The sequence below is a fragment of the Methylobacterium durans genome (genome assembly GCF_003173715.1).
Taxonomy (GTDB): Bacteria; Pseudomonadota; Alphaproteobacteria; order Rhizobiales; family Beijerinckiaceae; genus Methylobacterium; species Methylobacterium durans.
Genome location: NZ_CP029550.1, coordinates 6,708,337 through 6,724,047, shown reverse-complemented (window position 1 = coordinate 6,724,047; position 15,711 = coordinate 6,708,337). Strand labels below are relative to the sequence as shown.

The following is a 15,711-nucleotide window of genomic DNA, read 5'->3' as shown; positions in this document are numbered from 1 at the left end:
TAGGACCGATCATGGGCTTCAAATGCGGCATCGTCGGCCTGCCGAACGTCGGCAAGTCGACCCTCTTCAACGCGCTGACGCAGACCGCGGCCGCGCAGGCGGCGAACTACCCGTTCTGCACGATCGAGCCGAATGTCGGCGAGGTGGCGGTGCCGGACGAGCGCCTCGACGCCCTTGCGGCGATCGCGAGCTCCAAGGAGATCATTCCGACGCGGCTGACTTTCGTGGACATCGCGGGGCTCGTGCGCGGCGCCTCGAAGGGGGAGGGGCTCGGCAACCAGTTCCTGGCCAACATCCGCGAGGTCGACGCCATCGCCCACGTGGTGCGCTGCTTCGAGGACGGCGACGTCACCCACGTCGAGGGCAAGGTCGATCCGGCCGCCGACATCGAGACGATCGAGACCGAGCTGATGCTCGCCGACCTGGAGAGCCTGGAGAAGCGCGTCGTGGCGCTGGAGAAGAAGGCCAAGGGCTCCGACAAGGAGGCCAAGGAATTCCTCGACCTCGTCAACCGCGCGCTGCCGCTCCTGCGCGACGGCAAGCCGGCGCGCCTCGTCGAGCGGAAGGCCGAGGAGGAGCGCCTGTTCCAGCAGCTCGGCCTGATGACGGCCAAGCCCGTGCTCTACGTCTGCAACGTGGATGAGGGCGACGCCGACAAGGGCAACGCCCATTCGGACGCCGTGATGGCCCGGGCCAAGGCGGAGGGCGCGGTCGCGGTGGTGGTCTCGGCCAAGATCGAGAGCGAGATCGCGGTGATGGCTCAGGCCGATCAGGCGGAGTTCCTGGAGGCGGTGGGGCTCGCGGAGCCCGGCCTCAACCGGGTGATCCGGGCAGGCTACGACCTCCTCGGCCTCATCACCTACTTCACGGTCGGACCGAAGGAAGCCCGGGCCTGGACCATCACGAAGGGCACCCGGGCGCCGGCGGCGGCCGGCGTGATCCACTCGGATTTCGAGAAGGGCTTCATCCGATCCGAGACCATCGCCTATCCCGATTACACGGCGCTGAAGGGCGAGGCGGGCGCCCGGGACGCCGGCAAGCTCCGGCTCGAGGGCAAGGACTACGTGGTGCAGGACGGCGACGTGCTGCATTTCCGCTTCGCCAACTGAGGCGGCGATGGCCGAAATCCATTTCGAGGACTTCGCGCCGGGGCAGGTCATCGAGAGTCCGGCCCTCACGGTCGACCGCGACGAGATCGTCGCCTTCGCCCGCGCGTTCGACCCGCAGCCCTTCCACGTGGACGAGGCGGCGGCCAAGCGCAGCTTCGTCGGCACGCTGATCGCGTCCGGCTGGCACTCGGCCGGCCTCGGGATGCGGCTCCTGCAGGCCCATGTCTTCCGTGGCGCCACCTCGATGGGCTCGCCCGGCATCACGGAACTCGGCTGGGTGAAGCCCGTCCTGCCGGGCGACGCCGTCCGGATCGTCGTGACGGTGGCGGATTGCCGGCGCTCCGGCTCGCGGCCGGACCGGGGCTTCGTGCGCTTCGCCCTGCACATGCTGAACCAGCGCGACGAGACCGTGATGACGCAGAGCTTCACGGTAATCTTCGCCCGGCGAGGCGCGGAGCTGCTGCCGTCCCGCGCCGTCGTCCTCGCCGAGCCGAGACCGGCCGCCGAGCCTGAGGACGCGGAGATCCTGCCCTTCCTGCGCGATGCCGAACTCGGCGCGACCCGGGCGCTCGGCCGCCACGTCTTCACGGCGGACGCCATCACGGACTTCGCCCGCGCCTACGACCCGCAGGCCTTCCACCTCGACGCTCAGGCCGCGCGGAACACCCATTTCGGCGCGCTCTGCGCTTCGGGCTGGCACACGGCGGCGGTGTGGATGCGGCGCACGATCGCCACCCGCGCCCGCGACGCCGCCTACACGGCGGAGCGCGGCCCCGTGCCGATGGCAGGCCCCTCGCCGGGCTTCCGCGACCTGCGCTGGCTTGCCCCCGTCTACGCAGGCGACACGCTCTCCTACGCGACGACGCTCATCGACAAGCGCGCCTCCGAGAGCCGCCCCGGCTGGGGCCTCGCCACGATGCGCAGCAGCGCCCGTAACCAGCATGGGGTGGAGGTCTTTGCCTTCACCGGGATGGTGTTCTGGCAGTGGGCGCCGTGAGGCGCCCGTCTCACGCCGCCCGGCGCCGCTCCGGGTAGAGGGCGAGCAGGCCCGCGGCGCTCGGCTCCGCCACGCCACGCTCGGTGATGATGCCGGTGACGAGGCGGGCAGGGGTCACGTCGAAGGCCGGATTCGCCACGGGGCTGCCGGGGGAGACCACCTCGATCGTGGCGAAGCCGCCATCGGGCAGGCGGCCGGTGAGGTGGCTGACCTCGCGCCCGTCGCGCTCCTCGATCGGGATCTCGGCGACGCCGTCGGCGAGCGTCCAGTCGATCGTCGAGAAGGGGAGCGCCGCGTAGAAGGGCACGCGGTTGTCGTGGGCCGCCAGCGCCTTCAGGTAGGTGCCGATCTTGTTGCAGACGTCGCCCGTGGCCGTAGTCCGGTCCGAGCCGACGATGCAGACGTCGATGCCGCCATGCTGCATCAGGTGGCCGCCCGCGTTGTCGGCGATGACGGTGTGAGGCACGCCGTGCGCGTTGAGCTCGAAGGCGGTCAGCGCCGCGCCCTGGTTCCGGGGACGCGTCTCGTCCACGTAAACGTGGAGCGGCACGCCCTGGTCGTGCGCCACGTAGATCGGCGCGAGCGCCGTGCCCCAGTCTACGGTGGCGAGCCAGCCCGCGTTGCAATGGGTGAGCACGTTGATCGGCCGTCCCTTCGCGGCTGCAAGGTCGGCGAGGATGCGGGCCCCGTGGTTGCCGATGGCGTGGCAGCTCGCGACATCCTCCTCGGCGATCCGCCCGGCCTCGGCGAAGGCGTGGGCGAAGCGCTCGGGCGCCTGGACCTGCCGCAGGTTCGCCGAGACCCGGTCGAGGGCCCAGCGCAGGTTGATCGCGGTGGGACGCGTCGCGGCGAGCGCCGCCACCGCCCGGTCGAGGCCGTCGTTCGAGGCATCCTCGCGCATGGCGAGGGCGAGGCCGTAGGCCGCCGTGACGCCGATCAGGGGCGCGCCCCGCACCACCATGACGCGAATCGCCTCCGCGGCCTCCGCGAGGGACGCGAGGCGCCGCACCTCGAAGGCGAAGGGCAGGCGGGTCTGGTCGATCACCGCGACGCTGACGCCGTCCGGGGCGGGCCAGATGGTGCGATAGGGCTTGCCGTCAATCTTCATGGGCCACGGTCTCGCATATCCGGCGCGCGAATGCACCCGTCCCGGAGGACGGTGGCGGGGCCGGACGCCGGAGGAACCGGCATAAGCCCTTGAACCGGCACATGGTCAGGCTTCTTCAACCTTAAATGGCCGTTAACGGAATGGCCGTAGCGTCGGGGCAGCGTTCCCTCTCTGTGCCCGGTCCCGCATGCGCTCGCTTCGCCGCTCCGCATCGCCCTACGACACCTTCGTCGACACGCTTCGGCCGTTCCTGGCCCGGCGGATGACGGAGCTCGGAGGCTTCCTGCTGTTCGGGGCGGCCATCGCCCTCACTGTGGCACTGGCCACGTGGTCGATCGACGATCCGAGCCTGAACCACGCCACCGACGAGCGGGCTCACAACGTGCTGGGGGCGCCCGGTGCCGTCGTCTCGGACCTCGCCATGCAGCTCCTCGGCCTCGGGGCGCTCGCCTTCGCGCTGCCGCCGGCCCTCTGGGGCCTGCGGCTGATGCGCAGCCGCGACCTGCCGAAGGGCGGGCTGCGCATCGCTCTCTGGATCATCGGCTTCTGCGCGGCGAGCGCAATGGCGAGCGCCCTGCCGCCCACTGCCCGCTGGCCACTGCCGACGGGCCTCGGCGGCGTCACGGGCGATGCGCTGATGTCGGCCGCGCGCACCATCGTCGGCGCGATCTCCGGTCCCGGTGCGGCCCTGGTCGGCTTCGTCTACGCGGGCATCGCCATCCTCAGCCTCACGGGCGCCTGCCGGGCCGGTGGCAGTGCCGACGAGGACGACGAGGACGCACTTCCCTACATGGCCGCCCGCGAGCCCGCCCGCCGCGCGCTCCCCGGCCGAGCGGACATGCGCCACGACACGGACGAGCCGAGCCTCGGCATCGTCTCCCTCGGCGCCGTGGCGCAGGCCGTCATGCAGGGCCGGGCGGCGCTGGGCGCCCGCCTCGACGCCTGGCGGAACGGGCGGGAAGCCGCGGACGGGCTCGCCTACGCGGGCGCCTCGCCGAACCTCGCCGCCCGCCGCGCCTTCGAGGCGGAGGAGGCCCCCTGGGCCGCCCACGCGCCCGCGGCTCCCCCGGCCGCCCGGCGCGAGCCCGTCTTCGACGACGAGCCGCGCCCGGCAAGGCGTCCCGCGCCGCCGAGCGAGCCCCTGCACGACGATCTCGACGAGGAGGCCGACGACCGGCCGGCGGCGCGCGCCGCCGTCGCGCCGGAGGAGCCCCAGCGCTCGCGCGTGTCGGCGCCCGTCGCGGCCCCGGTTCCGGCCCGGCGACCGCCCCCGCCGCCGGCGATGGACCCGGAGGATTACGACCACCCCGCCCTCGAACTCCTCGCCGAGCCGCGCGGGCCCTCGCCGGCGAGCCTCGTCTCGGCCGACGCGCTGGAGCAGAACGCCACGCTGCTCGAAGCCACGCTCAGTGATTTCGGGGTGCGTGGCGACATCCTGGCCGTGCGGCCGGGCCCCGTCGTCACCCTCTACGAACTCGAGCCCGCCCCCGGCACCAAGTCGAGCCGCGTGATCTCGCTCGCCGACGACATCGCCCGCTCGATGTCGGCCGTCTCCGCCCGCGTCGCGGTGGTGCCCGGCCGCAACGCCATCGGCATCGAGTTGCCGAACGCCAAGCGCGAGACGGTCTACCTGCGCGAGCTGCTCGCCTCCGCGGATTTCGCCGAGACGAAACACAAGCTCGCCCTGTGCCTGGGCAAGAACATCGGCGGCGAGCCGATCATCGCGGACCTCGCCCGCATGCCCCACCTCTTGGTCGCCGGCACCACCGGCTCGGGCAAGTCGGTGGCCATCAACACCATGATCCTCAGCCTGCTCTACCGGCTCAAGCCCGAGGAGTGCCGCCTGATCATGGTCGACCCGAAGATGCTGGAACTGTCCGTCTACGACGGCATCCCGCACCTGCTCTCCCCCGTCGTCATCGACCCGAAGAAGGCGGTCATCGCCCTCAAATGGGCCGTGCGCGAGATGGAGGAGCGCTACAAGAAGATGTCCAAGATCGGCGTGCGCAACATCGACGGGTTCAATGCCCGGCTCGACGAGGCGCGGGCCCGCGGCGAGATCCTGACCCGCACCGTGCAGACGGGCTTCGACCGGGAGACGGGCGAGGCGGTGTACGAGCAGGAGGAGATGGACCTGTCGGCGCTGCCCTACATCGTGATCGTGGTCGACGAGATGGCCGACCTGATGATGGTGGCGGGCAAGGAGATCGAGGGCGCGATCCAGCGGCTCGCCCAGATGGCGCGGGCGGCGGGCATCCACCTGATCATGGCCACGCAACGTCCGAGCGTGGACGTGATCACGGGCACGATCAAGGCGAACTTCCCGACCCGGATCTCCTTCCAGGTGACGAGCAAGATCGACTCGCGCACGATCCTGGGCGAGATGGGCGCCGAGCAGCTGCTGGGTCAGGGCGACATGCTGTTCATGGCCGGCGGCGGGCGCACGACGCGGGTGCACGGGCCGTTCTGCTCGGACTCGGAGGTGGAGAGCGTGGTGGCGCATCTGAAGCGCCAGGGCCGGCCCGCCTACCTCGACGCCGTCACCGCCGACGACGCGTCGGAGGAGGGGGCCAAGGGGGCCAAGGGCGCTGCCGCCGAGATCGAGATGGACGGCGCCGTGTTCGACCAGGGCTCCTTCGGCGAGGCCGGCGGCGACCTCTACGAGCAGGCGGTGCAGGTGGTGCTGCGGGACAAGAAGGCGTCGACCAGCTACATCCAGCGCCGTCTCCAGATCGGCTACAACCGCGCCGCCTCGCTGATGGAGAAGATGGAGATCGACGGGATCGTCGGCCCGGCCAACCACGCCGGCAAGCGCGAGATCCTGGTCGAGACCGAGGGGCAGGGGATGTGACGCGCGATCACGTTTCGGACGTGCGGACGTAGATCGCGATCATCGCTCCGCCCCCTCACCCGATGTCGAACCGGTACTGCGTCGTCGCGGTGAAGCGGGTGCCGGGCCGCAGCACGGAGGAGGGGAAGTCCGGCCGGTTCGGGGCGTCGGGGAACCCTTGCGTCTCGAAGCAGACCGCGTCGCCCGAGCGGTAGAGGCGCCGGCTCGGGCCGGCGAGCGTCCCGTCGAGGTTGTTGGCCGTGTAGAGCTGCAATCCCGGCTCCGTGGTCGAAACCTCCAGGCGCCGGCCACTGCCCGGGTCGAGGCAGGTCGCGACGGGGCGCAGGCGCGTGCGGCCGCCGCGCAGCACGAAATTGTGGTCGTAGCCCTTGGCAAATGCCAATTGCGGCACCGCCTCCCGGATGCGCGACCCGAGCGCCGCCGGCTCCCGGAAGTCGAAAGGCGTACCGGCGACGGGCGCGATCTCTCCGGTCGGGATCTGCGAGGCGTCGGTCGGCGTGTAGGAATCCGCCGCGATCGCGACGACGTGGCCGAGCGCGTCGCCCGAGCCCTCGCCCGCGAGGTTGAAGTAGCTGTGGTTCGTCAGGTTCACGACCGTCGGCCGGTCGGTCCAGGCGGCGTAGTCGATCCGCAGCGCATCGTCCCCGGTCAGCGCGTAGGTGACGCTCACGTCGAGGTTGCCGGGGAATCCCTCCTCGCCGTCGCAGGAGCGGTAATGCAGGACGAGGCGGGCGGGCTCGGCTGCCGCCACTCGCCAGACCCGCTTGTCGAACCCGTTCGGGCCGCCGTGGAGCGTGTTCGGGCCGTCATTGACCGGCAGGCGGTATTCCTGCCCGTCGAGGCTGAAAGCTCCCCCCGCGATGCGGTTGGCGTAGCGGCCCGTCAGCGCCCCGAAATGCGGATTGCGGGCCTCGTAATCGGCGAAGTCCGAGAAGCCGAGCACCACGTTGGCGGGCCGGCCCGCCCGGTCCGGCACGTCGAGCCGGGTAAGGATGCCGCCGTAATCGATGATCTCGGCCTGGAGCCGCCCGCGGGCGAGGGCGTAGCGGGTGACGCCGCGCCCGTCGCGGGTGCGGCCGAAGGGTTCGCCTGCCATCGCCGGAGCCTCCTCGGATGAGGGCCGGCATATAGCATCCCGCCCGATCCCCGCTCAGGGAACGGCCGGTAACGACTCGGTGTGGGCCGGCTCGCCGTCCGAGAGCTGAAGCCGGTGGAGGCGGGCGTAGGTGCCCGCCCCGGCCATCAGCGCGGCGTGGGTCCCCGTCTCGACGACGCGGCCGGCCTCCATCACCACGATCTGGTCCGCCTCCCGCACGGTCGAGAGGCGGTGGGCGATGACGAGGGTGGTGCGGCCCCGCATCAGCCGCTCCAGCGCCCCCTGCACGAGCCGCTCGGACTCGGAATCGAGGGCCGAGGTCGCCTCGTCGAGGAGCAGGATCGGGGCGTCCTTGAGGAAGGCGCGGGCGAGCGAGATGCGCTGGCGTTCGCCCCCCGAGAGGCGGCCTCCGGCGGGGCCGACGCGGAAGCCGTAGCCTTCGGGGAGGCGGACGATGAAGTCGTGGGCGGCGGCCGCCCGCGCGGCGGCCTCGATCTCGGCCTCGGTCGCACCCGGGCGGCCGAAGCCGATATTGGCCGCGATGGTATCGTCGAACAGGACGACCTCCTGGGAGACGACCGCGACCGCCGCCCGCAGGGACGGGATCGTGACGGCGCGCACGTCCTGCCCGTCGATCGTCACGCGCCCGCCGGTCACGTCGTAGAGGCGCGGCACGAGGTTGAGGAGCGAGGACTTGCCGGAGCCCGAGCGCCCGACCAGCGCCGTGGTGCGGCCCGCCGGCACCGTGAGGTCGATCCCTTCGAGCGCCGGCACGTCCTCGCGGTAGCGGAACCGCACCGCCTCGAACCGGATCTCGCCGGGCCCCGCCGCCAGCGGCGTCGCGCCCGGCGCCTCTCGGATGCGGGGCGCCTCGTCCATCAGGGCGAAGTAGCGCTGGAGCGCCGCGGCCGCCTCCTGCAGGATCGCGTTGAGGGTGCCGAGCGCCCGCGCCGGCTGGGCGGCGAGAAGCAGGGCCGCCGTGTAGCCCGTGAAGTCGCCGACCGTGCGCTCGCCCGACATCACCCGCTGCCCGACGAGCATCAGGACGGCCGCGACCGCGACGCCTCCGCCGACCTCCAGAAGCGGGTCGAGCCGGCCGCGGGCATTCGCCGTCTTCATCTTGAGGCGGCGCACGTTCTCCAGCGCCTCCGCGGCGCGGCCCTTCAGGTAGCCCTCCAGCGCGTAGGTCTTGGCGACGCGGGCGCCGGCGAGGCTCTCGCTGATGAGGCTCGCGGTGGCGCCCATCTGCTCCTGCGTCGTCGTCGAGACCCGGCGAAGCTTCTTGCCGATCCGGCCGATCGGCCCCGCCACGAACGGCACCGTCACGGCGGCGATGAGGGTCAGGAGCGGGTCCATCCAGATCAGCGCCGCGACGAGGCCGATCAGCATGGCGACGTCCCGCAGCAGCACCGTCGAGATGCGCGTCAGCGCCTCCTTGATGAAGGCGAAGTCGGTGGTGAAGCGCTGGGTGAAGGCGGCCGGGCTCTCGCGGGCGAGCTGGGCGAGGTCGGACTCGATCAGGTGCCCGTAGAGCGCCGCCTGCATGTCCGCCTCGACCCGGGTCACGACCCGGTTCGTCAGCACCGTCTGGCCGAACAGGGCGAAGCCCCGCACCGAGGTGACGGCGATGACGATGAGCGGCCCGTAGGCCAGGGCCCCGATGTCCTTGTTGTCGAAGGCGTCGAAGGCGCTCTTGATCAGCATCGGGTAGAGGCCCGTCGCGGCGCCGACGAGAGCGATCAGCACCAGCACGACGGCGAGCGTGCCCCGGTGGGGCGAGAGCCACTCGCGCCAGACCCGCCAGATCAGCGGGAGCGTGTCGGTCTTCAAGCGGGGGCGGCGCGCCATTCTGTCTTCCTGGCGCCGCGGGACCCTCGATGTCCCCGCGGCGGCTCGGGCGGTGTTTGCCGCCGCCGCCGCCGCGGATCAAGCGCGGCCGCTCCCCGACGATTCGGGGGCGACGGGTCAGCGCTCCTCGCCGGGGCCCCGATGATGCCGGCGCCAGCCGCCGTGGCCCTCGCCGCGCATCGGCCGGGCCAGCACGAGGGCGCGCCGCTTCTGGTCCTGGTCGAGGGTAGCGTAGAGGGGCGTCGAGGCGTCGGCGAGCTTGCGGAGCGCCTCGCCGCGGGCGGTGGCGGCCTCCGCCATGGCGCGGATCGCGGCCGGCGCATCATCGACCATGCGGCCGCGCTCGGCCCGGGCCGCGCGCTGCTCGCGGCGCAGGCGCGCGAGGTCGCGGATCGCCGCCTCGACCGGCGGCCACAAGGTCTCCTGCTCGGGCTTGAGGCGCAGCCCGGCGTGGAGCGCGGCGATGCGGGCATCCGCGAAGGCCTCGCGGTCCTCCGGCGAGAAGGCATTCCAGCGCCCGGGCGGGCGGGAGAACGGGTCGTCCTTGGCGACGGCACCGCCGACGACGCCGAGGCCGACGAGAATCAAGCCGACGGTCACGAATCTGCGCATGGCTCTCTCCTTGGGAAACACCTGCGGGGCCTCCTCGCGGGCCCGCGCCGCCGGATCGCGACGCGGGACGCGGGGCCCAGAATGGCCAAGGTCGAATGGCCGCACCCTGTCGCGCGCATGAAAGCTTCGTCATGTTCGGCCATGGCCCGTGCCCGGCAGCGCGGCCGCCAGGGTTGGCAATGTAACACTATTACATTATTTCCGCGGCGGGACGAGCGGGAGCGGGACGATGCGGGGATACGGCGCGCGGCATTTCGGGGCGGGGCTCGCGCTCGCGCTGGCCGTGCTGGGGCTGGCGGGACGGGCGGAGGCGGCCGAGCGCCTGCGCGCCGTCGCGACCTTCTCGATCCTCGGCGATCTCGTGCGGCAGGTGGGCGGCGAGCGCGTCGAGGTCGCGACCCTGGTCGGGCCGGACGCGGACGCCCACGGCTACAGCCCGGCTCCGGGCGACGGCCGGATCCTGTCCAGGGCCGAGATCGTCTTCGTGAACGGGCTCGGCTTCGAGGGCTGGCTCGACCGGCTGATCCGGGCCTCCGGCGCGAAGGCGCCCGTGATCGTCGCGGCAAACGGCGTCCGGACCATCGCGACCCCGCACGACCACGCGGGCGATCACGGCCACGCGCATGCGGGCGAGGCGGAAGCGGGGGCCGCCCCGCATGCCGATCCCCATGCCTGGCAGAGCATCGCCAACGCCAAGGTCTACGTCGCCAACATCCGCGACGGCCTCGCGAAGGTCGATCCGGCCCACGCGGAGGATTTCTCGCGCAACGCCGCCGCGTATCTTGCGAAGCTCGACGCCCTCGACGGCGAGGTGCGCGCCGCCATCGCCGCGATCCCGCCCGAGCACCGCCGGGTGATCACCACCCACGACGCCTTCGGCTATTTCGGCGCGGCCTACGGCCTGCGCTTCATCGCGCCGCAGGGCGTCGCCAACGAGAGCGAGGCGAGCCCGCGCAGCGTGGCGCGGATCATCCGCCAGATCCGCCAGGAGCAGGTGCCGGCCGTCTTCCTGGAGACGATCGCGGATCCGCGCCTGATGGAGCAGATCGCCCGCGAGAGCGGCGCGAAGATCGGCGGCCGGGTCTATTCGGACGCCCTGTCTGGCCCCTCCGGCCCGGCCCCGACCTATCTCGACATGATGCGCAGCAACCTGCGTGAGTTCTCGGCGGCGCTCGGCCGCGGCTGAACCCCGCCTCTCCCGTTCGGGAGAGTGGCGCGGCCTGACCCTATCCCCCGGTCATCGGCGGGAAGAAGGCGATCTCCGCCGCGCCCGTGATCGGCGCGTCGGGCTTGGCGTGGACCCGGTCGATCGCGGCGCGCACCACGCCCGCGTTCTCGAAGGCGTAAGCGTATTCCTCGCCCCGGCCCTTCAGCCACGCCACCAGGTCGGAGACGGTGCCGATGCCGGGCGGCAGGTCGACGCTCTCCTCGGCCTTGCCGACGCGCTCGCGCACCCAGGCGAAATAGATGAGCTTCACCGAAAACATCCTCCGGCCTCAGCGCGGATCGTCGATCACGTGCTTGATCCCGGCTCTCATGTAGTCCCAGCCGGTCCAGATGGTGAGGGCCGCCGCGACCCAGAGGAGCACGATGCCGATGCGCTCGGTGCCGGGCAGCACCGTCTCGCCGGCCGGACCCGCCACGAGGAAGCCGATCGCGACGAGCTGCACCGTCGTCTTCCACTTGGCGATGCGGCTCACCGGCACGCTCACCTTCAGCTCGGCGAGATACTCGCGAAGCCCCGAGACCAGCACCTCCCGGCACAGGATCACGATGGCCGCCCACAGGCTCCAGCCCGCGATCGTGTTGTCGGCCGCGAGCATCAGCAGGCAGGCGGCGACGAGAAGCTTGTCGGCGATCGGGTCGAGCATGCGCCCGAGCGCCGAACTCTGCGCGTAGGTGCGGGCGACGTAGCCGTCGAGATAGTCGGTGATGCCGGCGAGCACGAACACCGCGAAGGCCGCGAAGCGGGCGCCGATCTCGTCCGGCCAGAAGAGCAGGCCGACCACGACGGGCACGGCGGCGAGGCGGCCGTAGGTCAGGCAGTTCGCGAGCGTCCAAGCCTGCGACCGACGTCGGGGGAGGACGGCGTTCATCGGCGCGGTGAAATCACGGGGCGGTGAACGCGTCAACCGTCCGGTTTCATCCCCGGCTTCCCGTCCCACGGAGTCAGGCGCCGGCATGGAAGAAGTCGTAGACGGCCCGTGCCGTGGCGGCGTTGACGCCCGGGGTCTTGGCGAGATCCTCGAGGGCCGCCCGCTGGATCGCCTTCACGGTCCCGAAATGATGGAGGAGGGCGCGCTTGCGGGTCGGCCCGATGCCGGCGATCTCGTCCAGCGGGTTCCTGACCATCTCGCGCTTGCGCTTGGCCCGGTGCGTGCCGATCGCGAAGCGGTGGGCCTCGTCGCGCAGGCGCTGCACGAAGTAGAGGGTCGGGTCGCGCGGGGGCAGCTTGAAGGGCGGGCGGCCGGGCACGAAGAAGGTCTCGCGGCCCGCGTCCCGGTCGCGTCCCTTGGCGATGCCGACGAGGGGCACGTCCGCGACGCCGACCTCCTGCAGCGCGGCGCGCGCCGCGTCGAGCTGACCCTTGCCGCCGTCGATCAGGACGAGGTCGGGCCAGGCCGGGAAGGCGTCGGAATCCGCCTGCGGCTCGGGCACGGGCTCGGGCGGGCCGCCCTCCAGCGCCGCCACCGCCGCTTCGTTGGCGGTCCGGGGCGCCTCCTTGACGAGGCGCTTGAAGCGGCGCTGCAGGACTTCCCGCATCATCCCGTAATCGTCGCCCGGCGTCAGCTCCTCCGACTTGATGTTGAAGGTGCGGTAATGCGGCTTCATGAAGCCCGTCGGCCCGGCCACGATCATGCCGCCGACCGCGTTCGTGCCCATGATGTGCGAGTTGTCGTAGACCTCGATGCGGCGCGGCGCCCTGTCGAGGCCGAAGGCTTGCCCGAGCGCCGCCAGCAGCTTGCCCTGGGAGGCGGTGTCGGCAAGCCGCCGGGCGAGCGCCTCCTTGGCGTTGCGGCGGGCGTAGTCGACGAGGTTCTTGCGCTCGCCCCGTTGAGGCAGGTGGATCTCGACCCGGTGCTCGGTGCGGCTCGACAGGGCGGCGGCGACGAGTTCCGCATCCTCGATGGCGTGGCTCGTCAGCACGATCCGGGGCGCCGGCTTGTCGTCGTAGAACTGGCTCATGAAGGAGCCCAGCACCTCCTCAGGGCTCATCGTCCGGTCGGCCTTCGGGAAGTAGGCGCGGTTGCCCCAGTTCTGGAAGTTCCGGAAGAAGAACACCTCGATGCAGAACTGGCCGGCCTGCTCGTCGAGGGCGAAGACGTCGGCCTCCTCGACCCCTTGCGTGTTCACCCCTTGCGTGCCCTGGATCGCCGAGAGCGCCGCGATCCGGTCGCGGAAGCGGGCGGCGCGCTCGAATTCCATGGCCTCGGAGGCGGCCTCCATCTCGGTCCGCATCCGGTCCTTCACGGCGTTCGACTTGCCGGCCAGGAACGCGTTGGCGGATTCCGCGAGCCCCCGGTACTCGTCGAGCGGAATCTCGCCGGTGCAGGGGCCCGAGCAGCGCTTGATCTGGAACAGCAGGCAGGGCCGGGTGCGGTTCTCGTAGTAGCTGTCCGTGCAGGTGCGCAGCAGGAAGGCGCGCTGGAGCGCGTTGACCGTGCGGTTGACCGCCCAGACGCTGGCGAAGGGCCCGTAATAATGGCCCTTGCGGCGGCGGGCGCCCCGGTGCTTGACGATTTGGGGCGCCTCGGAATCGCCGGTGACGAGGATGTAGGGGAAGGATTTGTCGTCCCGCATCAGCACGTTGAAGCGGGGCTTCAGCTGCTTGATGAGGTTGGCCTCGAGGAGCAGCGCCTCGGTCTCGGTGGCGGTGGTGACGAACTCCATCGCCGCCGTCTGCGAGATCATGCGGGCGATGCGGTTCGAGTGCGCCTGGCCCCGCGCGTAGGAGCCGACCCGGGCCTTCAGGTTCTTGGCCTTGCCGACGTAGAGGACGTCGCCCTTGTGGTCGAACATCCGGTAGACGCCGGGCGAGGTCGGCAGCGTCGTCCAGAAGCGGCGGATCACCTCGGTGCCGGCCGTGACCGCACCGGGCTCGAAATCGAAGTCGATCTCGGGGGATTCGTCGAGGGGGGCGGCGTCGGAGAAATCCTCCGGCCCCTCGCCGTCGTCGAACGTGTCGGGAGGTACGTCTGTCCGGGCTCTGCGGCTCATGCCGCAGATGTAAGCCGCGCCGATTCGCGAGGGAAGGGGCGGCTCCGTCAGTCGAACAGGGCGTCGATGTCGGTCTGGTCGACGTGGCCGATGTCGTCCGCGAGCTTCGGCCCGTTGAGCAGCGAGGATTCGTCGTCGATGCTCGGGCCGGTCTCCTGCAGGCTCGCGAAGTCGCGGAAGCTGTCGAGGCCGCTCCAGGCCTCGATGACCCGGTCGAGATGGTCCTCGACGAATTTCAGCACGCCGACGATCTTGCTGATGCGCTGCCCGGTCAGATCCTGGAAGTTGCAGGCCTCGTAGGCGACGATGACCTTCTCCAGGATCACGTCGACATGGTCCTGCCCGGCCTTGCCCAGCGAGGCCCGCAGCATGTTGGCGTTGGTCTCGATCTCCTCGATGGCGCCGAGCAGCGATGTGGTGGCGCGCTCCGTCGACTCGACGACCGCGTCGAGCTCGTCGGCGGCGCGGCGCATGCCCTTGCCGGTATTCTCCGAGCGGTGAAGCGCGGCGATCTCCTGCTTGGTGCGGGTGATCGCGTCCTTCATCAGGTCGAGTTCGCCCCGCATCGAGAACGCCTCGGACAGCTCCCGCCGGCAGGCGTCGATGGTCTCGCCGGCGCTCGCCTGCGTGACCCGGCGCAGATCCTGGATCGCCGAGAGGATCTCGTCGAGGCGCGCGCCCTGCGCGGCCGACACCTCGGGCGCGGCCGCGCCCGCGGCGGGGATCTGGGGGCCGAGACCGAGAGCGTCTTCGATGCGGTAGCGCTTGGTGGTCATCGTCTCGGGTCAACCGGCATGAGGGACGATGGCGAAAATGCCGGAAACTGGTTGCCAGTTGCTGAATGGAAAAGGCCGTGGTCACGCTTTTACGCGGCGTTGAGGATGACGGCATTCCGCGACCGGACAACGGCGTCTGCGTGAACGATTCACCACGTTCCTTCACGGGTTTCACGGCCATCGCGTCAAACCTTCGCGGAGCCCTGCGGCGAGCCCGGGGTAGCGCGCCATGAGGCGCCGGACGGAAGGTCATGAGGATGCGTGAAGCGTGGTGCGTGGCGGCGGCGCTCGCCGCGATGGGATGCGGCGTGGGATCCGGCGGAGCCGCGCAGGCGCAGAGCCGCGGATACCAGCAGCAGGCGGCGGCCGGCGCCTATGGCGGCGGCTTCATCGAGTTCCTGATGACGGGGGAAACGCCGCGCCCGCGGGCCGAGCGACCGAGCCCCCTCGGCCCCGCCGGGGCGACGCTGCCGGCGCATCAGGCGGCCTACGGCTACGGCGGGGCCTCGGCCCCCAGGCTGCAATCGGGCGATCCGGTGCCGCCGGGCTACGCCGAGCCCGCCCGGATCGCGGCCGTCCCGCCGGCGCAGGATGAGACGCGCATCGCCCGGGTCCTCGATCCGCAATTCACCCGCCAGGTTGTGCCCTACCCGGGCCCGCAGCGGCCCGGCACCATCGTCGTCGATACGCCGTCGCGCTTCCTCTACCTCGTGCAGCCGGGCGGCCAGGCGATCCGCTACGGGATCGGCGTCGGCCGGCCGGGCTTCACCTGGGCGGGCCTGAAGACGATCACCCAGAAGCGGGAATGGCCGGACTGGACGCCGCCGGCCGAGATGATCCGGCGTCGGCCGGACCTGCCGCGCCACATGGAGGGGGGCCCCGAGAACCCCCTCGGCGCGCGCGCGCTCTATCTCGGCTCCTCGCTCTACCGGATCCACGGCACCAACGAGCCGCACACGATCGGCCAGTCGGTCTCCTCGGGCTGCATCCGCATGATGAACGAGGACGTGATCGACCTCTACGAGCGCGCGAGCGTCGGCACCCGAGTCGAGGTCCTCTAGGGCAGACACGCGAAGGCCCGGCCCCGCGGAGCGCG

General features: G+C 71.5%; 13 protein-coding genes. 5 read left to right on the top strand and 8 right to left on the bottom strand.

Features of this window, described 5'->3' with window-relative positions; genetic code table 11:
* Positions 1 to 11: 11 nt before the first annotated feature.
* Entirely contained in the window at positions 12 to 1,109 is a 1,098-nt protein-coding gene (gene ychF, locus DK389_RS31595; protein WP_109895780.1) for a redox-regulated ATPase YchF, read from the top strand.
* 7 nt (positions 1,110 to 1,116) lie between these two features.
* A complete protein-coding gene (locus DK389_RS31590; RefSeq protein WP_109895778.1) occupies positions 1,117 to 2,106 on the top strand; it encodes a MaoC family dehydratase in 990 nt (329 codons plus the stop codon).
* Positions 2,107 to 2,116: 10 nt separating this feature from the next.
* Here the strand turns inward: DK389_RS31590 and mtnA are convergent, their stop codons facing one another.
* Positions 2,117 to 3,214 carry an S-methyl-5-thioribose-1-phosphate isomerase gene (gene mtnA, locus DK389_RS31585; protein ID WP_109895776.1) on the bottom strand — a complete coding sequence of 366 codons (1,098 nt, stop codon included), beginning with the start codon at positions 3,212 to 3,214 and terminating at the stop codon, positions 2,117 to 2,119.
* A gap of 187 nt (positions 3,215 to 3,401) precedes the next feature.
* On the opposite strand from mtnA, the gene DK389_RS31580 reads away from it, so the two are divergent.
* Entirely contained in the window at positions 3,402 to 6,065 is a 2,664-nt protein-coding gene (locus tag DK389_RS31580; RefSeq protein ID WP_109895774.1) for a DNA translocase FtsK, read from the top strand.
* A gap of 55 nt (positions 6,066 to 6,120) precedes the next feature.
* Here the strand turns inward: DK389_RS31580 and DK389_RS31575 are convergent, their stop codons facing one another.
* The 3 genes from DK389_RS31575 to DK389_RS31565 all read right to left on the bottom strand — a co-directional run bounded on the left by DK389_RS31575 (position 6,121) and on the right by DK389_RS31565 (position 9,621).
* Positions 6,121 to 7,161, bottom strand: coding sequence for an aldose epimerase family protein (locus tag DK389_RS31575; RefSeq protein WP_109895772.1), 1,041 nt, complete (start codon positions 7,159 to 7,161; stop codon positions 6,121 to 6,123).
* Positions 7,162 to 7,215: 54 nt separating this feature from the next.
* Positions 7,216 to 9,009: an ABC transporter ATP-binding protein gene (locus tag DK389_RS31570; RefSeq protein ID WP_109895770.1), complete on the bottom strand. Its 1,794-nt coding sequence runs from the start codon at positions 9,007 to 9,009 to the stop codon at positions 7,216 to 7,218.
* Between the two features lie 117 nt (positions 9,010 to 9,126).
* Positions 9,127 to 9,621 (bottom strand): Spy/CpxP family protein refolding chaperone, encoded by a 495-nt coding sequence (locus DK389_RS31565; protein WP_109895768.1) that lies wholly within the window; start codon positions 9,619 to 9,621, stop codon positions 9,127 to 9,129.
* A gap of 229 nt (positions 9,622 to 9,850) precedes the next feature.
* Between DK389_RS31565 and DK389_RS31560 the strand changes: the two genes are divergently transcribed.
* Positions 9,851 to 10,807, top strand: a complete 957-nt coding sequence (locus DK389_RS31560; RefSeq protein WP_109895766.1) for a metal ABC transporter substrate-binding protein — start codon at positions 9,851 to 9,853, stop codon at positions 10,805 to 10,807.
* Between the two features lie 40 nt (positions 10,808 to 10,847).
* On the opposite strand, the gene moaD is transcribed toward DK389_RS31560, so the two are convergent.
* The 4 genes from moaD to DK389_RS31540 form a co-directional block, all read right to left on the bottom strand.
* Positions 10,848 to 11,099 carry a molybdopterin converting factor subunit 1 gene (gene moaD / locus DK389_RS31555; RefSeq protein WP_109897000.1) on the bottom strand — a complete coding sequence of 84 codons (252 nt, stop codon included), beginning with the start codon at positions 11,097 to 11,099 and terminating at the stop codon, positions 10,848 to 10,850.
* Between the two features lie 18 nt (positions 11,100 to 11,117).
* Positions 11,118 to 11,717 carry a CDP-diacylglycerol--glycerol-3-phosphate 3-phosphatidyltransferase gene (gene pgsA, locus DK389_RS31550; RefSeq protein WP_109895764.1) on the bottom strand — a complete coding sequence of 200 codons (600 nt, stop codon included), beginning with the start codon at positions 11,715 to 11,717 and terminating at the stop codon, positions 11,118 to 11,120.
* Between the two features lie 73 nt (positions 11,718 to 11,790).
* Positions 11,791 to 13,839 carry an excinuclease ABC subunit UvrC gene (gene uvrC, locus DK389_RS31545; protein ID WP_109895762.1) on the bottom strand — a complete coding sequence of 683 codons (2,049 nt, stop codon included), beginning with the start codon at positions 13,837 to 13,839 and terminating at the stop codon, positions 11,791 to 11,793.
* 47 nt (positions 13,840 to 13,886) lie between these two features.
* Complete coding sequence (locus DK389_RS31540) at positions 13,887 to 14,615, bottom strand: chemotaxis protein (protein WP_109895760.1); 729 nt, start codon at positions 14,613 to 14,615, stop codon at positions 13,887 to 13,889.
* 257 nt (positions 14,616 to 14,872) lie between these two features.
* On the opposite strand from DK389_RS31540, the gene DK389_RS31535 reads away from it, so the two are divergent.
* Positions 14,873 to 15,676, top strand: coding sequence for a L,D-transpeptidase (locus DK389_RS31535; protein WP_109895758.1), 804 nt, complete (start codon positions 14,873 to 14,875; stop codon positions 15,674 to 15,676).
* Positions 15,677 to 15,711 lie beyond the last annotated feature (35 nt).